The sequence below is a fragment of the Neorhizobium sp. JUb45 genome (assembly GCF_004343585.1).
Lineage (GTDB): Bacteria > Pseudomonadota > Alphaproteobacteria > Rhizobiales > Rhizobiaceae > Neorhizobium.
Map to the genome: position 1 here is coordinate 174,238 of NZ_SLYW01000003.1, position 21,754 is coordinate 195,991.

The window sequence follows — 21,754 nt, forward strand, 5'->3', positions numbered from 1 at the left end:
CTCCATCTGCATCCTTCTCGCCAGACAATGGGCACGGTGGGCAAGCCGCGCCTGCCGCTAAACTCCGCATTCGGCTGAATTGGCTCCTCAGCGGAGCGGTCACCAACGGATGGTTCGGTGTCTAAGGGAGAAGACAATGCCGCCATCGCCATGATGGTGCGCAGACGAGTGCCGTAATGCTGGAGGTTGCCGTGACTGCTGAACCCATCGCGATCATAGGAATGACCTGCCGCTTTCCCGATGCGCCGGATATCGCCACCTTCTGGCGCAACCTGACCGGCGACCACGAGGCAGTGCGACCGCTCGAACCTGCCGAGATGGAACGGCAGGGCATAGATCCCTCGCTTCTCGAAAACCCGGACTACGTGAATGCCGGTACGGTGGTTGCGGATGCAGACAGGTTCGATCACGCCTTTTTCGGTTATTCGCCACGCGAAGCCGAGCTGATGGACCCGCAGCACCGACTGTTTCTGGAGGAATGCCGGAAACTGATGGATATTGCCAACCTGACGCGCAGCGATCTCAAGATCGGTGCGTTTGCCGGTTGCCGCCAGAGCACATACCAGTCGCTGCTGCCGCCCATCCGCGCCGAGGAAATCACCCGCACCGACAGTTTTCAGCAGCTGATGGGCAATGACAAGGATTACCTCGTCACCCGCGCCGCCTACAAACTCAACCTGACCGGCCCGGCCATGACGGTGCAGACAGCTTGCTCCAGTTCGCTTGTTGCCGTGCATCAGGCCATCGAAAGCCTGCTGAGACGCGAATGCGACGCAGCCCTTGCCGGTGGCGTGGCGATCTCCTTCCCGCAGGGCAGCGGGTATTTTCGCCAGCAGGGCATGATCTTTTCAGAAGACGGTCATTGCCGGCCGTTCAGCGCCGAAGGCACCGGCATCGTGGCCGGCAATGGGCTGGGCCTTGTTGCGCTGAAAAGACTGGCGGAGGCGCAACGGGGCGGTGATGTCGTGCATGCCGTCATCCTCGGCTCGGCCGTCTCCAATGACGGCAGCGCCAAGATCGGTTACACCGCGCCCGGTCGTGCCGGCCAGCAGCGCGCCATCCGCGAAGCGCTATCCCGCAGCGGCGTTTCGCCGATCGAAATCGGAATGCTGGAGGCGCATGGCACCGGCACTCCCCTTGGTGATCCGGTAGAGATCGACGCAATTTCCGAAATCTATCGCGCCGCCGAGGTGAAGCCGCAGACCATTGCGATCGGTTCGGTGAAGGGCAATGTCGGACATCTCGATACCGCCGCCGGCATCGCGAGCCTGATCAAGACGGTGCTTGCGGTCAAATCCGCGGCCATTCCGACAAGCCTCCACAGCACTCCTCATAATCCGCGTATCGGCTTTCCCAATACGCCGTTTCAGCCTGCCGAAGAAACGACAGCGTGGCCGGATCGCTTCGAGCGCCGTATCGCCGCCGTCAGTTCCTTCGGTATCGGCGGCACCAATTGCCACATGATTGTCGCCGAGCCGGGCGTTTCAGAAGGCGCGACGGACCGATCGGATTGCGAAGACCATATCCTCGTCTGGTCCGCCCACAGCGAAGCAGCGCTTCAGCATGGATTGCCGGCACTTGTGCAAACGCTTGACGACAGCGGACTTGCTGCGCAATGCGCGACTGCGGCGCTGCGCCGCCAGCATTATCCTTATCGAGCCGCCGTCACTGGCCGCACTGCGGAAGAACTGAAGGCCGCAATGTCCGCCATCAAGCCGATGCGCGCATCGGCGGGCGGTCGCGTCGCATGGATGTTCAGCGGTCAGGGCAGCCAGTTCACGGCGATGGGCAAGCGGTTGCGGGACGAAAACCCGTCCTTCCGGGAGGCTTTCGATACCTGCGTTGCCGGTTTTGCTGCAAACGGCATCGAAGACCTAGATGACGTGATCAATGATCCGGCAAGGGCCGCCGACCTCGACCGCACGCTCTATACCCAGCCTGCCCTGTTTTCCTGGCATTATGCCTTCTCACAGATGCTGATCGACTGGGATCTGCGACCCGATCTCGTCTTTGGCCATTCCGTCGGCGAATTTGCCGCCGCCGTCACGGCCGGCATGCTGGCACTCCATGATGCCATAAGGCTGGTGGCGATGCGCGCTCGCCTGATGGAAAATGCAACCGAAGCCGGCGCCATGCTGGCTCTCTCGCTCCCGCAAGCGGAGCTTGAGGCGGTTTTGCAGAACCATCCGGGCATCGGCATTGCCGCCATCAACGGCCCGGATCGTTTCAGCCTCAGTGGCCGTATTGCAGAGATCGACACGCTGTCGATCGAATTGACGGAACGCAAGGTCGCGCATCGCCGGCTTGGTGTGAACCGGGCGTTTCACTCGGCAACCATGGAAGCGATCGAAATGCCGTTCAAGGCGGCATGCCCGGTTGCGGATTTCGGCGCGCCCGAATGCGACATGCTTTCTACGCTGACGGCGGACCTGCTAAATCCCGGCTCGCTTGATGCCGATTACTGGTATCGCCAGCTGCGCGAACCTGTCCGTTTCCTTGATGCCGCCCAGCGTCTTGCCGATCTCGATATCGATCAGGTGATCGAGATCGGCCCGGATGCCAGTTTCTCCAGGCTGCTGACCGCTTGCGATATCCCCGCGTCGGCGGCAGCGCTCACCGCAAAAAGCGCTGACGATCCGGCATCCGTGATCGCTGCGCTTTACCGGCTGGGGCATGAAGCACCGCTCGAAAATCACTACCGTTCGCGCAATTTCGGTCTGGCCAGCCTGCCGCCGGTCAGCCTGATGGGAACGCGCATCTGGCCGGAGACATTGCCGAAAACAGCCCGGCCGACAGAGAACAAATCGGCTCTGGAAACCCTGTTCGCTCCCCTCAGGGCACCATTCTCAGCGCGCAAAGCCGCTGTTCAATTCGGTTTCGAACGGCCACTGCCGATCACGGCAAGGCCTTTGGCCGGGACGGATCACCGCGGCTTCCTCGGGCATGGCAAGCTGGCGCTCGCATTGGCAGCCGGCGCGGTAGAGGCCGAATATCGTCCGGCCGCCGCCCCGGCATTGCCGACTGCCGCAACGACACCGCTAGCGGACTGGCTGGCGGCGGCGACCGCAGCGGGCAACACCATAGCGACAGCATGGCTTTCCGCTGACTGGCGTCAGGCCAGCGACGTCCGTGAGGTTGAGGGCCGCGTATTTCTGTCGGACGGCAGACGCTGCGTCGCCTGGCTGGACATGGGTGAGCCGGAAATCGCTGCCGAACAGATGCCGGTGCAGCTGTGGCAGTGGCGCTGGAACGAGGTGGCGCGCCTTTACCAGCAGAAACTCAGCGCATCCTCCATCGCCACGCGCGAAGAATGGCTGATCGTCGGAGACGGCGCGGTCGCCGATGAAATCGCGGCCATGGGCAGGTGGATCGGCCATAATGTCCTGCAGAGCGGCCAGCCACTCGACGGAGCGTTCAGCCAGATCATCGATTGCCGCGCGCTTGGCGATGCGACGGAATTCACTGTCGGCACAACGGCGGTAACCGCTGCGCTTAACCGCGCCCTCGGTTGGCTGCGTCATGGACTGGCGCATCCTGCGTGCCGCATCACCACGCTTGTCGCCAATGCCTGCGATCCGCAGACCGGAAATCCGGCCGGCCCGAACTGGGCCACCATGCAGCTTTGGCGCAGCCTTCGCAATGAACACCCGCATCTGCCGATGACCTGCGTGGACATTGCCGATGGCAAGGATATCGAAGCGCTGACCGGTCATCTCGATCATCTCCATGATCTTGGCACCACATTGGCATTGCGTGGCGGCAAACTTTACGAGCCGGCCATCGAGGCCGCCATCGCGCGCGAAGATCACAGCCCTATCGACTGGGGCAGCCGTCCGGCCACATTGATCGCCGGTTTCGGGGCTGTCGGGCGGGAACTCGCTTTCTGGCTGGCCAATCAGGGATGCCGGCATCTTGTCATCATCCTGCACCGCGCACCGGATGCCGCGCAGGAAGCCTGCATTGCTGAACTGAAGGCTCGCGGCACGACTGTCGACATGCTTCATGCCAGCCTGACCGATGCAGCAGATCTGCGCGCCGCCGTCACAAATCTCGGCGTGTCGATCGGGCAGGTTTTTCATACCGCCCATGCCGGGGGAAGTGCACTTCTCTCGGAAGAAACGTTGGAACGCTTTGCCACCGGCGTCACCGTGAAAATCGAAGGCAGCCTTGCTCTCTATCAGGCAGTTTCCGACCAGCCGCTGGCGCTATTTTGCCTGTTCAGCTCAGCCGCCTCGCTGCTGGCCATGCCGGGCGCGGCCTATAATGTCGCCAATGCCTGGCAGGATGCCTTTGCCCAGCACCTGCGCGATCAGGGCGTGCCGGCACTCTCGATTGCCTGGGGCCAGTTCGCCATGGACCGCCGCGCGGAAAAACTGGAACAGCTGGGCAAGACCAGCCTCAAGCCCATCCCGGCGGCAACCGGCTTTGCCATCATGAATGGTCTTCTGAAGGACGGCGTCACCGGCCTCGTACCGATCTCGGTCGATGCCGTAGCGCTTGCCGCGGCGACCGGCGGCATGCCGGCCACCCGCAGCCTGCTGCGCCCGCTTCTCGATACCCGCAATGAAGCCAGGGAAGAGGTGGAATTCGAACTCACGCTCGATGGCCTTTCCGAATCCGAACGGTCGGAAAAAATCGCCGCCTATCTGCGCGCGATCATCGGCAAGCGGCTGAAATTCGACAGCGATGCTCTCGACATCGACCGACCGCTGACCGAACAAGGCGTCGACTCACTGGTCTTCCTCGAACTCGTTCACATCATCAACGGCCGCTTCAACCTGTCACTGCCACCGACTGCCGGTTACGAGTATGGCACCATCGCCGCACTCTCCGCGCATATTGCCGGCCTCACGGAAAAAACCACCGACGACATCGATTTCTCGCGTCAGTTGGCTAAGGGCAATATCGAGATCATCGACCGGCCGGAGGAACGTTTCGAACCCTTCCCGCTGACCGATCTGCAGCAGGCCTTCTGGGTCGGCCGCAAGGGCGGCATGCGGCTCGGAGCCGTTTCCTGCCATGAATATCTGGAAATCGAACTCGACGATCTGAACGTCTCAGCCCTCGAAACCGCGTGGAACCGGCTGATCGCTCGCCACGAAATGATGCGCTGCGTGATCACGCCCGCCGGTCAGCAGCAGATCCTGAAAAAGGCACCGCACTACGAGATCACGCAACGCGATCTGACAGTACTTTGCGAACAGGAGCGTGAGGAGACCCTGAACGGGATCCGCGAGCGGATGTCCTATCAGGTGTTCGATCCGCAGGTCTGGCCGTTGTTCGAACTGACCACCAGCCATCTTCCGGGTGGCGCGACACGCATCCATCTCGACATGGATCTGCTCGTCTTCGACATCCAGAGTTTTCGCGTCGTGTTTGGCGAACTGGCAACGCTGCTGGCAAACCCGGAAGCTTCACTGCCCGACCTCTCGCTGTCTTTCCGCGACTATGTGCTGGCCGAAGATGCCGCGCGTCAGGGACCGGCATGGGACAAGGCCCGCGATTTCTGGCTGGAAAAACTCGAAACATTCCCGCTGGCGCCGGAACTGCCGCTGCGTCGCAAGCCGGAAGAGGTTGCCCGCCCGACTTTCCGCACGCTTGATCATCGGCTTTCGTCCTCCCACTGGAAGCAATTCCAGGCGAAGGCGTCCGAGTGCGGCCTGACCGCCAGTGGTGCGCTTCTGACCGCCTTCAGCCAGGTGCTTGCGACCTATAGCAAGGCGCCGGAATTCACCCTCAACGTCACCTATTTCAACCGCAAGAACGTGCATCGGCAGGTGATGGACATTTGCGGCGATTTTACCTCGCTGATGCTTCTGCCGGTCGAGGCACGCGGCCAGGAAAACTTCATCGACGCGGCCAAGCGCACCCAGAACGACCTCTGGCAGGCATTGGCCCACCGCGAATTCAACGGCATCCGCCTGATGCGAGAACTCGGCCGCCAGCGCAATGGGGGCGCCGATGGCATCGACATGCCGGTCGTTTTTACCAGCATGATCGGCATGGACTTTGACGATCCGAACCGCGCCGACTGGCCACTGACCAGTCGTCAGGTGTTTCAGATCAACCAGACGCCGCAGGTCTGGCTCGATTATCAGGCAACCGAATATGGCGGTGCGCTGGTCACCCGTTGGTTCATTGCCGACGACCTTTTTGAACCACGCATGATCGACGGCATGTTCCGCGCCTACACGGATTTCCTGCAGAAGCTGGCTGTGGATGACACGCTCTGGGGGGCGCTCGTGCCCGACATGCGCCCCGAGACGGATCGCCTTCTGGCGGCAAGCACCCAGACGATTGCGGAGCGGCCGCAAGGCGTGTTGATGCCGGATCTGCTGCAGCACTCGGCGAGTGCCATGGCCGCCAACACCGCCATCTTCAGCCCACAAGGTGATCGCACCTACGCCTCTCTGCGGACGGATGCGAACCGCCTTGCCAACCACCTGATCGCCCTCGGTCTTCAGCCATCGCAGCCGGTCGCGGTCGTCATGCCCCGCCAGCCGGATGCGGTTCTGTCGGCGCTCGCCATTCAGGCTGCCGGCGGCTGCTATGTACCCGTCAACGGCGATTACGAAAACGAGCGGCTGATCGCCATCCTGCAGGATCTTTCGCCCTTTGCCGTGCTGACCCATGGCCCGGCACCTACCCTTCCGGCAGAATTTTTGCGTATCGATCTGGCCAGTCTTTCGGTCACGGATCTGCCCGATACGACGCCGGAACAGCGCCAGACCGAAAAAGACCTCGCCTATATCATCTACACATCCGGAACGACCGGCCAGCCCAAGGGCGCCATGCTCGATCACCGCGGCCCGCTCAACACGATCTCCGCGCTGATCCGCCGACTTGGCGTCACCGAACGCGACCGCACGCTGTCGCTATCGGCCTTCCACCACGACATGTCGGTGTTCGACATCTACGCGATGATGGCAACCGGAGGCGCGATCGTGCTTCCGGATCAGGACCGCTCCAAGGATGCCATGCATTGGCTCGATCTCGTTTGCGAGCACCGGCCGACCATCATCAACGCCGTTCCGGCCTTCGTCTCCATGCTGCTCGATGCGCAGGCGCTGCGCCAGATCGATCTTCCAGCCCCGCGCCATGTGATGATGGGCGGCGACTGGATCCCGCTGGAGCTGGTGCGCCGCCTGAAAGCGTTGTGGCCGACATGCGAGATCCACAGCATCGGCGGGCCAACCGAAACCGCCATCGTCTCGGCCTACTACCACCTGAAGCAGATCGATCCGGCCTGGACAAAAATCCCTTACGGCCGTCCGCTCGAAAACCAGACATGCCGCATCCTCAACACCGCGGGGCAGGATTGCCCGATCAGTGTGGTCGGCGAAATCTGCACCGGCGGTCTGGCCATGTCGCTCGGTTATTGGGGCGACGAGGTTCGCACGGCGGAACGCTACCGCATCCACGCGTCCAGCAGCGAAAAACTGTTCCATACCGGCGACCTCGGCAGGCTGAACCCGGATGGCGAAATCGAGATCGTCGGGCGCATCGACAGCCAGCTGAAGATCAGCGGCATGCGCATCGAGCCGAGCGAGATCGAGGCCGTACTGGGCGAACATTCTCACATCGCCGATGCCGCCGTCATCTATGGCGGGTCGCCGCTGAAGCAGTTGCATGGGTACTTCACCCCTTCCAGCGACGCACCGGCGAACGGTTCGCATAGTGACGGCGACAATGGCTGGCACCGTGCGCTGACGGTGGGAGACTGGGCCTGCAACGACCTGTCGGAGGATTTCAATCTCGACGACTACGGCAGCCATTTCGACAATATGGAACAGCTCAGCACCTGGGTGATGCTGGCGACCATGCAGGCGGCGGGACATTTCTGCACTGCCGGTGATACGGCCACGACTGGCGATCTCATCGCCTCGCTGAAGGTGATCGAGAAATACAAAAAGCTGTTCGTCAGCTGGCTCGATGTGCTTGAAAGCGATGGCTATCTGCAACGGAGCGGCGCCACCTATCGCGCCACCGATCGTATTGCCCTTGCCGAACGGCTGCCATCCCTGAAGGCCCGTATCGCCGCCCGCGCCACGCAGGGTGCCGATTATGACCGCCGCATCTGGTCGCTTTACGAGCGCTGCATCGCCGAGCCGCAGGCGCTGTTGCAAGGCCGGCTCAATCCGCTGGAACTGATGTTCGAAGGTGGCCGCACCGATTTCGTCGAAAGCTGGTACCGCGAAAACCCCGTTTCGAAACATTTCAACATCGTCGCTGGCGAAACGGTGCGCGGCCTGTTCGAAGATGCCGACCCCGACCGCACGATCCGCATTCTCGAATTCGGTGCGGGTATCGGCAGCGTCACGCATGATATCCTCAAGGCCCTGCCGCACGAAAACTTCACCTACGCCTTCACCGACCTGTCGCGCTACTTCCTCGACAATGCGCAAAAGATGTTCGCTGACTGGCCGCAGATGCATTTCGGCCTGTTCGACATCAACCAGGATCCGGCCCTGCAGGGGTTTGACCTCGGTTCCTACGACCTCATCATCGGCGCCAACGTTCTGCACGATGCGGCGGACGTCAATCGCAGCAGCCGGCTGGTGCGTTCTCTTTTGAAACCATCGGGTCATCTGCTTCTCGTCGAAGGCACCCGCAATCCGCGCTTCCAGCTGGTCAGCCTCGGTTTTGTCGAGGGGCTGAGCCATTACGAGGACGAGCGGCTGGAAACCAACCTGCCTATGCTTGATGCAAGCCGCTGGCAGACGGTGCTCGGCGGCGCAGGCTTTGCCCTGCAGGCCGCCTTGCCGAAACCCGGCAATCCGGTCGAGCGCATGAACTATCACGTAATCCTCGCCCAGAATGCAGCGACAGTGACCGTGATCGACCATGCCGAACTCGATATCTGGCTGAAGGCAAAGCTACCGGATTACATGGTGCCGCAGCGCTGGCACCAGCTTTCCGCCATGCCGCTGACGCTGAACGGCAAGGTGGATCGCACACGCCTGCAACAGGCCGTCGAGCTGGAAGTGCAGCCGCCCGAGCAGAGCGAGGATCCGCTGGCCGAAGGTTTGCAGACCCGGCTTGCCGGTCTCTGGCAGGAAATTCTGGGTCAGCAAATCATCTCGGCATCGGCAAATTTCTTCGTGCTTGGCGGGGATTCACTGCTGATGACGCGGCTTTCGAGCCTGCTGCAGCATCATTTTGGCACCGCACCTGATCTCGCCTCTCTGCTGCGCAACCCACTCCTGAAGGATCAGGCCCGTCTGATTGCCGAAATCGCCGGTAAAGAGGGGGCGCTGGAAGACGACGAAGCCTTCGAAAGCGGAGTTATCTGATGGAAGCTGTAGCCCCGATGACGCTCGCCGAATTGCAGCGGCAGATGCAGGAAAACCGCATCCGCCTGTGGGTGGCGGATGGAGAACTGCGGTATGCCGCCCCGCAGGGCAAGATGACGGCAGCGCTGCGTTCCGCGCTCGGTCATCACAAGACTGTGCTGATCAGCGAGCTTTCTCGCGAAGCGGCGACAATCACCGCGCAGCCGGACGCCCGCCACCAGCCCTATCCGATGACGGATCTGCAGCAGGCCTATTGGGTCGGCGAGCATGGCGGTTATGCGCAATCCGCCATCCCCTGCTTCTTCCATCATTGCCGTTTCGAACACATTGAGCCGGACGTTGTTCAGCAGGCATTGTTTCGCCTACAGACCCGCCACGAAGTGATGACCGCGCGCTTTCTTGCGAACGGAACGCAGGTCATACCGAAGCCGGGCGATAACCCCTGCCTGTTGGCCGTCGAGGATTTTCGCGCACTTTCCGCAGACGAGGCCGAAAAGCGTCTCGAAATCCTCTGCGAAACCTATCCCGAAACACTGCCGTCACTGGAACAGGGCCCGCCGCTTGCCGCAACGCTGGTGCGGCTGGCCGGCAGCGACCGCCTTCTGATCGCTTTCCGCCTGATCGCCATCGACGGGCCTTCACTCTCGATGATTTTTCGCGATCTGCTGCGCTACCTGTTCGAGCCAGATGGCGCGCAGGAGACGCCACCGCTTCTCAGCCATCGCGATTATGTGCTGGCGCTCAAGGCGGCATCGGCGCCCGAAAGTGTGAAATATTGGGATCGTACGCTACCGGCCCTGCCGCCACCGCCGCAACTGCCACTGACCGGTCATTCGCCACGCTGGTCGAGTTTTCGCCGACTGGCCGGAAAACTGGATGGCGAACGCTGGCAAAAATTGAAGGCGCGTGCCGCCGAACATGGCGTCACCGCAAACGCCGCCATGCTGGCGCTTTACGCTGCAATGCTGCGTCCGTTTTCGGCTCAACCGGATTTCACCCTGAACGTGCTTGCCAACTACCGGCCGTTCTCGTATCCGCAGATCGGCGAGATGACCGGCAATTGCTCCAATACCTCGCTGATCGACTGCGTTGACGGCGGCAGTTTTGCCGAACAGGCGCGCCGCATTCAGGCATTGATGGCCGAACGGCTGGCCCATGCTTCGGTCAGCGGCGTCTCCTTGATCCGTCGGTTACAGCTTGCCGCAGACACCGACGCGCCGGCTGCACCCTTCGTGTTCACCAGCGGTATCAGCAGCGGTCGCCCCAGCCTGCCGGCCGAACACACCAGCCGTTTCGAACTGCTGGGCAGCCATCTGCGCACGCCGCAGGTGTGGATGGACCATCAGGTGATCGAGAACCATGAGGGGCTGATCTATTACTGGGATTATGTCGAACAGGTTTTCGCCGATGGCGTGCCGGAAGCAGTGTTTCAGCACTATCAAATGGCGTTGGACAGACTGGTCGAAAACCCGGCGGCATGGATAGACAGTAATCCTGCCGGCAGCGATACGACGCTTCCCCCTCTCGTCCCCGGCCATGCTCAGGACAGGGCAGAAACGCTGCCTCAGGTGTTCCTTTCCACAGCCGCCCGCACGCCGGATGCGATCGCCCTGCTTTCGAACGACGAAACGCTGACCTACGACGATTTACGCCTCCGGGCTGAGCGAATTGCTGCGACCCTCACCAATCGCGTTGCAAAACCTGGCGATATCGTCGCGATTGCCTTGCCGAAAGGTGCCGACCAGATCGCCGCCGTGATCGGCGTCAGTTTGGCCGGGCTCGTGTGGTTGCCGATCGACAGCCGCATGCCGGCCGAGCGTCGTGATGCCATTCTGCGCCATAGCGGCTGCCGCTGGCTGATTGCCGAAACGGCGAATGTACTGCCGGACGGCGTCTGCAATCTGTCGCCGCAGGTTTTTGCTGAACTGCCAAACCCGGCCTTTGCGTCCGCGTTCGCGCGTCCTACCGATCGCGCCTACATTATCTACACATCCGGTTCGACCGGCCTGCCCAAGGGCGTGGTTATCACCCATGGCGCGGCGCTTAACACCATCCGCGACATCAACCGGCGTTTCGACATCACCGCGGATGATCGCATTCTGGCGCTATCGGCGCTCAGCTTCGACCTGTCCGTCTTCGATATCTGGGGCGCGCTGGCCGCAGGCGCCGCCATCGTCGTGCCGCCCGACAGCGAGTTCCCGGATCCGGCAGCAACCCTTGCCGCCTGCGCCCGCCACGGCGTGACCGTGTGGAATTCGGTACCGGCGCTGCTCGACATGGCGCTGTCTGCGTCCACCGACGCACCGGTCAGCGCACTAAAAACGCTGCGCACGATCATGCTGAGCGGTGACTGGATTCCGCTGGCGCTTGCACAAAAGGTTCTGGTCGATTTTCCGGATGCAAAATTGTTCAGCCTCGGCGGCGCCACCGAAGCGTCGATCTGGTCGAATTTTTATCCGGTCACGGCAATCGACCCGGCGTGGAAATCGATCCCCTACGGTTTCGGGCTATCCGGCCAGCAATTGCATGTGCTTGACGCCCATGGCCGCACCTGCCCGATCGGCGTAACCGGCGAGATCCATATCGAAGGGTTTGGGCTGGCCGAAGGTTACCTCAACGACGCCGAAAAGACTGCCGCCAGCTTTGTGGTTCATGAGAGCGGTCGCCGCCTGTATCGTACTGGCGATCTTGGGCGCATGCTGCCGGATGGCGCGATCGAATTTCTGGGCCGCAAGGATTTTCAGCTCAAAATCGGCGGGCATCGTATCGAGGCAGGCGATGTGGAAGCCAACCTCACGCGGCATCCGGATATCGATCAGGCTCTGGTCTTTGCAATGCCGACGCCGGGCGGCCATCCGATATTGGTCGCCTGCTATACCGGCCGGTCGATGCCATCCTCAGAACTGGGTGCGTGGTTGGGCGAGCGTCTGCCGCGATACATGGTGCCGGATCGCATCGTTCATCTGGACACCCTGCCACTGAGCGCCAATGGCAAGCGCGACCGCAAGGCGGCAGTTGCACGTGTTGCTGCCATCCTGCCGGCTGGCGGAGACGGTAAATCCTCCGCCACCGCGATTGCGCATGACCTGGCACCGCTTGCCGATCTCTGGGCAGAGGTCACCGGGCGCAAGCCTGTCTCTCCGGAAGAGGATTTTTTCCAGAGCGGCGGCAATTCACTGCTGGCCGTGCATCTGTCGCGGGCCATTTCGAAAACGTTCGGAGTCGAGGTCGGCCTTGTCACGATTTTCCGCGCACCGACGCTGGCCGCAATGCGCCAGGCCATCGCCGCGCAGATGCCGGCCGACACTTCCTCATCACAGACCAGCGGAGCCGCTTCATGACCTGCCTCCCCTTCAAGGACACAAAGCCTCACGCGAGCATCGATCTGTTCTGCCTGACCTATGCCGGCGGCAGCTCGGCGGTCTATCGCGACTGGGATCGCCTGTTTCCATCGTGGATCTCGGTGCGACCGATCGAATATCCGGGGCGCGGCACGCGCATGGGCGAGCGGCTGGAAAACGATCCCGACCGTCTGGCGGGCGATATCGTCGAAGGATTGAAGCCGCACATGAAGCGCCCCTTTGCCATTTTCGGCCACAGCCTCGGTGCGGCACTGGGTTACCGCATGACCCTGCTGCTGCAGGAAAAAACGCCGCCGCTTGCCTTCTTCGCTTCCGGCCGACACAGCCCGGCTTGCGCGGATCCGGCGCCGCAGCGGGCGCATCTCTGCGACGACGACCTGCTGGCCGAGGTGCGCTCGCTCAACGGATCGCCCTCGGAAGTGCTGGAAAACCGCGAGTTGATGGCGCTGCTTCTGCCGATCATCCGCAACGACTTTCACATGAGCGAAGCGATCCGCGCCGAACGTGATGCGCGGCGTATCACCTGCCCCCTGCATGTCTTCGGAGGTGTTGATGACCCGGAAGTGCCACCGCGGGGCATCGCCCAGTGGCGCAACGTGTCCGCCGATGCGTTTTCGACCACGATGCTCGATGGCGACCATTTCTTCCTCCACCACGCCCAGCATGTGCAGGCGATCTCGGCGCGCATTGCGGATGTCCTGATGCCGCACGCATCCGGGCAGACCGAAACGCGACGCCGCGCCTGAAAAGAGGAGAGACCATGTCCCGCACCTTTTGCCAGATTGTCGGTTTCGGCCCCGCCTGTACGAGTTTTCTCGTCAGCGCCGACCGCAATGGCCTCCTGACTGACCTGCTGCAACGCGGCCTCGTCATTCACGAGCGGCGCCCGAGCGTCGAGCAGCTGCTGTTTTCCGGCATCAACTACGATATCCCGTCCAACTCCGACGCCAGCGATTTCCTCGACGGCATTTCGCCGGATGGCATTTTTGCGCCGGTTCTGGACAGCATGCCGGCACGCCTCATTCGTGCGCGCGGCAGCCAATCGGCGCCATTGCAACTGGTGGCCATGCTTTCGGCCGAACTGCGTCGGGTCTTTCTCACTGCAGCCGGCCGGTTTTCGAATTTCGAATTGCGGCTTGGCCAGATGGTGCGTGAAACGGTGCAGACCGGTAGCGGCTGGGTGATGCGGTTCGAGGACGGTTCCACCGTCGAAAGCCGCCTCGCCATTCTTTCTGCCGGCAGCACACCACATCTGCCGCCGGAACTTCGCCGGATCGCCGAGCAGCGCGGCATTCCGCTTCTCCATTCGGACACGGTTTTGCGGCCGGTCGATCTTGGCGATCTGCTGCCGGAAAATGCGCGGCGCATCACCGTAATCGGCGCATCGCACAGTGCGTTTTCCGTTCTGCACAAGCTGATCGAGGCGCTGCCCGGCCGCCCTCTTGACCTGACGCTGGCGCACCGCACCCCGATCCGCCGCATGCACCGTTCGGCCGACCTCGCCCGCGAAGCCGGCGAAACGTTTGATCCGGTGCGCGATGTCTGCCCGTCCAGCGGCCGGGTTTTTCGTTTCCAGGGCCTCTATACCCGCTCGAAACTGCTTTACGAGCAAATCCTCGCCGGACGTCATCCCAACATCACCCTCGCACGCTGCGCCGATGCGGACGCCGTGACCGACATCATGCGGATATCCGACGTGGTGATCGCCGCCACCGGCTACCGGCCCAATCTGCCGCTTTTCAGCGATGCAGCGGAGCGGCCGATCAGGCTTGGCCGCAATGGCAGCGCCGTCAATGTCGATGCTTCGGGCCATATCGCCGACAGTCAGGGCCGGCCGCTTGCCGGCCTGCTCGGCATCGGCCTAGGTTTCGGCCGCATGCGCTCCGACATCGGCGAGCCCTCCTATCGCGGCGCGCCCGTCGGCATCAACATTTTCCAGGGCCCGGACGGCGACGCGCTCTGTGACAGCATTCTCTCGACACTCCAACAAAAAGCAGGTGAACCTCTTGGCAAAGAGTATTCTTAAGGAATGGGCCGGGCGCTTCCGCAGCGAGGCGACCGGCGTTTCGGCAAAAACCGAATGGGCCGACCAGCTGACCCGCTCGCGCAATGCCGGGCCTCGGATGACCAACCAGACGGTGATCGATCCGAAACAGCACGGAACGGGCACGCTCGCCGTGCATGCCGGCACCTATAACGACCCGATCACCGGTGCCGTCGGCACACCCGTGTTTGCGGCCACCACCTTCCTGTTCCAGAAGGAAAGCTACGAAGCCTTCGATCAGGGCATGATCCGCGATTACCCGATCTATACCCGTTACGGAAACCCCAACCAGTGGGCCGTGCAGGAGAAGATCGCGGCGCTGGAACATGCCGAAAGCGCCATCGTGTTTTCCTCCGGCATGGCGGCGATCAGCACCACGCTTCTGGCGCTGACCAATCGCGGCGGCCATATCGTCACGGCGCGTGATCTTTACGGCGGCAGCTACAATCTGATGCGCGAGGACATGCACCAGTTCGGCCGCGAGGTGACCTTTGTCGATCCGATGGATATCGCGGCAATCGAGGCGGCTGTTCAGGACAATACCGAGGTCCTGTTCTTCGAAACGCTGACCAATCCGCTTTTGAAATTCGCACCGGTGCGCGGCCTCGCCAAGCTGGCGGCCGAGCGCAACCTGTTCCTGATCCTCGACAACACGTTCCTCTCGCCCTGCTGCCTGACGCCGATCGATGACGGCGCACATGTGGTCATCCATAGCGGCACGAAATACCTGAACGGCCATAGCGATCTGGTTGCCGGCACGGCCGCCGGCAGCCGCAAATATCTCGACATGATCTGGGCGCAGATGCTGAAGCTCGGCGGCAGCCTCAATCCGCAGGATTGCTCGGTTCTCGAGCGCGGCATGAAAACGCTGGCACTGCGTATGCGCGCGCATAACGAGAATGCGGAGGCGCTGGCCCATTGGCTGGCGGCGCATCCGGCGATTGCCCGCGTCTACCACCCGGCTTTGCCGGATTATCCTTATGCGTGGGCGGCGGAAGCGCTGACAAAGGGGAGCGGCGGCATGGTGTCCTTCGAGGTGAAGGGCGGCGACAAGGCCGGGCTGAAGCTGATGGAAGGGCTGAAACTCGTGCATGCCGCCACCAGCCTCGGCGGCGTCGAATCCCTCATCAGCATGCCCTTCAACACCAGCCATAGCAGTCTGATCGATCGGCAGCGACGTGAGGTCGGCATCAATCCCGGCCTGATGCGCCTGTCCGTCGGCATCGAGGATCTCGACGATCTCAAGGCCGATCTCGACCGGGCACTGCGCGCAATCGGAGACATCAAGCAATGAAAAACGGCATCAACGTCGCCGCCGTCAGCGAACTCGTCCACGAGATCCGCAAGGTCGCCGGCGAAGGCGAAATCTTTTACTGCGTCGATCTGGAATGGCTGGGCGGCCTGACGATGGATATTCACACACGGCCGCTGCGCTTCGGCAGCAAGCGGCTGGGGCGCGATTTCGCCTTTCGCGTCAGCCATCACGACGATCCGAGCCCGCAGGCGCCGCCGACCCCGGCCGATTATTTCACCACCGGGCTTGGTGCCTGCGTCGCCAATATTCTCGTGCAGGGCGCATCCTACAAGGGCCTGACCATCGACAGGCTGCAGGTGGAAACGGCGACAAAACGCAGCGGCGGCGCGCTGTCCGATACCGCCATCTCGGTCAATCTCGACGCAGACGGCAGCTGGCTGCAATACAAGCAGATGATGATGAACGTGGCGCGTTTTTCGCCCAATTACATCACCGTGACGCTGCCGAACAGGATCGAGGTTTCCTACCGCCACCTGCCTTCGAATTTCCGCCGTGCCAATGGCGCTGCGAATGATGCCAAGGTCAACGGCACTGCAAACCCGACGGCACAGGCCGGCTCCAATGCGCCGATCCATCTCGGCGTCGATATCGCCTGGCGCAACGCCACCCAGTTCGATGTCAGCCTGCGCGACCGCCAGTATCAGGACGAAAGCTGGAGCCTGCCCGCGCGTTTCTCGGTTGATCAACCGGCGCCGGCCGCCGGTCTCAACGAGGCGCCCAACCCGCAGGAATATCTGCTGGCGGCGGTGCTTTCCGACCTTGCCCAGCAACTGGTGATCCTGTGCGTACAGGAAGGCAAACCGCTACGCCAACTGTCCGCATCCATGCGGTGCCGGCTGGACATGCGCGGCTGCTTCAACCTGTTCGACAAGTCGGCCGTGCAGTTGCAGGACAATGTCATCGAGATTTCCGCCGTCAGCGACAATACGGAGGAAGAGATGCAGGCGTTTCTCGCCCGCGCGCAACAGTCCTCGGCCTGCTGGCAGGGTTTTGTCAACGCGACGCCGGCAAGCCTGGAACGGGTGGCCTGACGGGCCACGAAGCGACCGACAGGCAGATAGCCTCTACGCCAACAGCAAAACCGTCGCCTTCACCCGCGACGGTTTTTGCGTTCGGCTGATCCGTCATCCGCCTCACCTCCAAGCCCGAAACCGAAATTTTCATCCGTCAAGTCACTCCGCGAAAGGCACTGAATGCTCCGCGTCTGGCCGGACAGGAACAATGCTCCCGCCTAGTATGTGACATGCGCAGAAACACACGTCCGCGGCCATTTTCGCGATGCGAACATTCAGTCACACGAGCGGGGCAAAGCATGCTTTCAATTTCCCAAACCGCCCTCTCGCCGCTTCCCGTCTCCCATAAATGGCAAGGTGCAGCCACGTGAGCGCTCAGTCTTTGGAGCAACCGAGCGAGCGCATCGCCATCATTGGCCTGGCCGGACGTTTTCCCGGCGCGCCGAGTGTCGCCTCCTTCTGGGCGATGCTGGAGGATGGATTGTCGGGACTGAGCAAGCCTGCGGAAGATCATCCCGGTGTCGTCGGCGCGCGTTTTGCACTCGCCGACAAGGAATGCTTTGACGCGGAATTTTTCGGCTTTGCACCGTCGGAAGCAGCCCTGATGGACCCGCAGCAGCGGGTGTTTCTGGAAACCGCCTGGCACGCCATGGAAGATGCCGGTTACGGGAATGGGGCCAACCAGGTAACCGGTGTGTTTGCCGCCTCCGGATTTGGCGATTACGTGCTCAAACATGTCGGCCTGCGCAGCTATGCCGACAGCGCCGCCGAGCATTTCGCGATGTTGATCGGCAATGACAAGGATTTTCTGGCCTCACGCGTCGCCCATCATCTCGACCTCAAGGGTCCGGCCGTGGTGGTGCAGAGCGCCTGCTCCAGCGGACTTCTGGCCGTGCATCAGGCCATCCAGTCGTTGCTGTCAGGTGAAATAGAGATGGCGCTGGCCGGCGCCGTGTCGATCTCGATGGATATCGAGGACGGTTATCACGCAGATCCCGGCGGTCCGATGTCGCCGACCGGCCGCATCGCGCCCTTCTCGGCCGGTTCCGATGGCATTGTCGGCGGAAACGGCGTGGCGGCATTGGTGCTGAAGCGGCTGGAAGACGCCATCCGTGACGGCGATGCCGTTCAGGCCATCATCGAAGGTTCCGCCGCCAACAATGATGGCGCGGAACGCGGCAATTTCACTCAGCCGAGTGTATCCGGGCAGAAGCGGGTTTTGCGCGAGGCGTTGGCGCTCAGCGGTCTCGATCCCGCCGAGATCGGCTATATCGAAGCCCATGGCACAGGCACGCCGATCGGGGATCCGATCGAGATGGAGGCGATCCGGGCCGTCTATGGCGCGGGCAACACGCCCTGCCTGATCGGTTCGGTCAAGGCCAATGTCGGCCACCTCAATGCGGCAGCCGGGCTGGCTGGACTGATCAAGGCCATCCGGGTGGTGCAGACCGGCCGAGTGCCGGCGACGCTGAATTTCGGTGCGGCCAATCCGCTTCTGGAACTTGACGGCAGCCGGTTTGCGATCTGCGACCGGCTGACGGACCTGCCGACCGCTGCCACATATACCGCTGCCGTCAGCTCCTTCGGTTTTGGCGGAACCAACGTGCATGTCGTTCTGTCGAGTCCCACACCGGAATCCGTTGCAGCCGCCAGTGATGCGCCCGTCCTGCTGGCATGGTCGGCCCGCAGCGACGCTGATCTGGCCGTCATGGAACAGGCCCTGGCCGGTTTCTGGAGCGAAGTCGCAGACCGATCGCTTCTGGATGATGCCGGCACGCTGCTGACCGGCCGCAAAACCTTCGCCCACAAACATGCGATGGTCGCTAGCAATCGCGGTGAAGCCGCGGCCAAGCTGGCTTGCGGTAATGTCATCCACTCAAACACGGGTGAACCTTCCGAGCTTGTCTTTGTGTTTCCCGGTCAGGGAACGCAGTTCGCCGGCATGGGCAAACCGTTCTACCAGACGCTTGCGGCCTTCCGCGAGGCAATCGATCGCTGTGCGACGATCGCAACGCCGCTGATCGGTGAGGATATTCGCCCGCTGATCTTCGGCAATGACAATACGGCGCTGAAGCCGACGCTTGTGACGCAATTTTCGCTGTTTGCCACGGAATATGCGCTGGCCCGCAGCCTGATATCGGCCGGACTGAAACCGGCGGCCCTGCTGGGCCACAGTATCGGCGAATATGTTGCAGCCTGCATCGCCGGGGTGTTTTCGCTGGAAGATGCGCTCAATCTCGTTTTTGCGCGGGCACAATTGATGTCGCGGCTGCCGGAGGCGGCGATGCTGGCCGTTCCGGGCAGCCCGCAGACCATCCGGCCCTATCTGCACGACGGCCTTTCACTGGCAGTGGTCAACCGCCCGGATCGATGCGTCATTTCGGGTTCAACAGGCGATATCGAAAAGCTGGCGGCAGACCTTGCCGGCAAAGGCATTTCAAGCCGTTTGCTGGATGTTTCGCATGGGTTCCATTCGCATCTGATGGATCCGGTTTTGAGCGAATTCGCCGAAGCCTGCGCCAAAATTCGTTTTTCCACGCCGAAAATTCCGGTGCTCAGCAATACCAGCGGCAGAATTGCCGATGCGGACGACATTGCCACACCGGATTACTGGGTCAGGCACCTGCGCCAGACCGTGATGTTTGCCGACAACATGGAAAATATCGCGAAGATCTGGCCGAACGCCACCTGCCTCGAACTCGGGCCCGGCACGAGCTGCACCGGTGCGGCCAAAGCCGCCGGTTTGCGATGCCTGCCGATGCTCGTCTCCGCGGACAGCCAGACGACCGATCTTCTGACGGCGCTTGCCGCGCTCTGGGTGGAAGGCCACCCGATCGACAATGATCTGCTGATGCTCGGGCGACCGTGGCGGCGCGCATCGCTGCCGGGATATCCTTTCCGCCGCATACCGCATCTCCTGCCGGCACTGGATCGCGCAACCGAACAGGTGCCACTTCAGCCAAAAGCGCTCTCGCTGGAAAAATGGTTCCACGCGCCGACATGGCATTCCCTGCCCATGTCAGGAAAATCGGGAATATCCGAACAGAAAACTCTTCTTCTATTCCTGCCCGAGAAGAACGAGGTTTCCGACGGTTTCGACGGCAGCATCCGCATTCTTCCCGGCAATGCCTATTCTCAGGAAGCCGATGGCAACTATCGACTGCGGCCCGGCAATGCCGGTGATTTTTCTCGTCTTGCCGAAAATCTGCGCATGCGTGGCATACAATCGGCAACCTGCGTTTTCGGCTGGCTGTTTGACGAAAATGCCGTTGCAACGAGCTATGGCGACGATAGCCTCGTGCGGTTGGCGCAGACCTTGGCACCCGCCGGCCTGATCGATCACGTCATTCTCGTCACACGAACACTGGCGCCGATCATTGGCACGGAACAGCCCGATGCGGAACAGGCGCTGGCGCTCGGCGTGCTGCGGGCGATACCGTTCGAACATGAGGCGGTGAAAGCCAGCTGGCTGGATGCCGACCGTCTGCCGAACCGCAACGAGACCGACCGGATCCACATGCTGCGCACCCAGCATGCCGGCAGACACGCGCTTTCGCTTGGCCTGCGCAATGGCCGTTTCTGGCAGCGCCATATCGAACCGGTCAGCGTCGAACCGACTATCGCCGGAGATGTTATCAAGGACGGTGGCGCATATCTGATTGCCGGCGGCAACGGCAATCTTGGCCGCCATCTGGTAACACAGCTGCGTCAAAAGAACTGCAATGTCATCACACTCGGACGGTCAGCATCGACGACCGATACCGTGACGGATGGCGAAGCGGGCGGCAGCCTGACCCACATCACCGGTTCCGCAGCCGACAGATCCATACTGGAAGACCTGTCGCGCAATCTGCGGGCACAAGGCAGAATGCTCAACGGCATTTTCAACCTTGCCGGCCGCTATGTCACGCAGACGCTGGCCGACCGCACACTGGCGGAAACGGACGGCAACCGCGCCGCCAAGGTGGATGCAACGACCGCTCTTGCCGATATCTTTGCATCGCACGAGCCGGATTTCCTCGTCGCCTTTTCATCCCTTGCCGGCGAGACATCCGGTTACGGCAATTCGGATTACATGTCCGCCAATCTCTATCTCGATTTTCTGGCCGAAGCGGGTGCGCGGCCCATGCCCGTCATCAGCATAGGCTGGGATAACTGGCAGGCCGAAGGCGCTTTCCATGGTGTGCAGCAGAATGGCAAAGCGCTGTTTACCGGTGAAGACTGGCAGGCGATCGACCCCGAGCGCGGGTTTTCCGCATTGTGGCGGATCATTGCCAGCGGTCTGCCGCATGTGATCGTCACGCCGCGCGCGCTCGACCATCGTCTGTGCGAGATCAGCGATGCTGCCAATGCCCGGTTTGCTCGTAAACCCGATGCAAAGAGCAGGGTGATTGCCGCCAATGACGGTTCGCCGCTGGAGCGTTTTTCCCGGCTGTTGTTTGCGCAGACACTGGGCATGCCCGAAATCACCGCAACGGACGATTTTCTTCAGCTCGGCGGCGATTCCATTCTGGCCGTCCGGCTGCTGTCGCGCCTGCGCCGCGTTTTCCAGATCGAATTCGGCCTGCCGGATTTCCTTGCCGCACGCACGCCGGAACAACTGGCCCGCCGCCTCGAAACCTTCGACGGCACAGAACAGACGGCACTCGCCTATCTGCACATCCATGCCCTTCCCGATACCGAGCGGCAGGCGCTTTTGCGCCGGTCGGCCAGCGCCTGAGGTGAAC

Annotated in this window: 7 protein-coding genes; all 7 read left to right on the plus strand. The window is 62.0% G+C overall.

The features are described from left to right. Nucleotides 1-191: 191 nt before the first annotated feature. The 7 genes from EDF70_RS13475 (at nt 192) to EDF70_RS13505 (ending at nt 21,747) form a co-directional block, all read left to right on the plus strand. Nucleotides 192-9,293, plus strand: coding sequence for a non-ribosomal peptide synthetase/type I polyketide synthase (locus tag EDF70_RS13475; RefSeq protein ID WP_165932025.1), 9,102 nt, complete (start codon nt 192-194; stop codon nt 9,291-9,293). Continuing rightward, nucleotides 9,293-12,634, plus strand: coding sequence for a non-ribosomal peptide synthetase (locus EDF70_RS13480; RefSeq protein ID WP_132274181.1), 3,342 nt, complete (start codon nt 9,293-9,295; stop codon nt 12,632-12,634). The genes EDF70_RS13475 and EDF70_RS13480 overlap by 1 nt, the downstream gene beginning before the upstream one ends. Continuing rightward, nucleotides 12,631-13,401, plus strand: coding sequence for an alpha/beta fold hydrolase (locus tag EDF70_RS13485; protein ID WP_132274183.1), 771 nt, complete (start codon nt 12,631-12,633; stop codon nt 13,399-13,401). The genes EDF70_RS13480 and EDF70_RS13485 overlap by 4 nt, the downstream gene beginning before the upstream one ends. A 14-nt stretch (nt 13,402-13,415) precedes the next feature. Further along, entirely contained in the window at nt 13,416-14,681 is a 1,266-nt protein-coding gene (locus EDF70_RS13490) for a SidA/IucD/PvdA family monooxygenase (protein WP_132274186.1), read from the plus strand. Beyond that, entirely contained in the window at nt 14,662-15,993 is a 1,332-nt protein-coding gene (locus EDF70_RS13495) for an aminotransferase class I/II-fold pyridoxal phosphate-dependent enzyme (RefSeq protein ID WP_207908252.1), read from the plus strand. The genes EDF70_RS13490 and EDF70_RS13495 overlap by 20 nt, the downstream gene beginning before the upstream one ends. Next, nucleotides 15,990-17,045 carry an OsmC family protein gene (locus tag EDF70_RS13500; protein ID WP_132274189.1) on the plus strand — a complete coding sequence of 352 codons (1,056 nt, stop codon included), beginning with the start codon at nt 15,990-15,992 and terminating at the stop codon, nt 17,043-17,045. Before EDF70_RS13495 ends, EDF70_RS13500 begins: the two co-directional genes overlap by 4 nt. Before the next feature lie 349 nt (nt 17,046-17,394). Further along, nucleotides 17,395-21,747, plus strand: coding sequence for a type I polyketide synthase (locus EDF70_RS13505; protein ID WP_165932026.1), 4,353 nt, complete (start codon nt 17,395-17,397; stop codon nt 21,745-21,747). Nucleotides 21,748-21,754 lie beyond the last annotated feature (7 nt).

Coding starts and splice junctions, on each gene's coding strand:
- EDF70_RS13480 (WP_132274181.1), top strand. CDS start 9,293: ATGGAAGCTGTAGCCCCGATGACGCTCGCCGAATTGCAGCGGCAGATG.
- EDF70_RS13485 (WP_132274183.1), top strand. CDS start 12,631: ATGACCTGCCTCCCCTTCAAGGACACAAAGCCTCACGCGAGCATCGAT.
- EDF70_RS13490 (WP_132274186.1), top strand. CDS start 13,416: ATGTCCCGCACCTTTTGCCAGATTGTCGGTTTCGGCCCCGCCTGTACG.
- EDF70_RS13500 (WP_132274189.1), top strand. CDS start 15,990: ATGAAAAACGGCATCAACGTCGCCGCCGTCAGCGAACTCGTCCACGAG.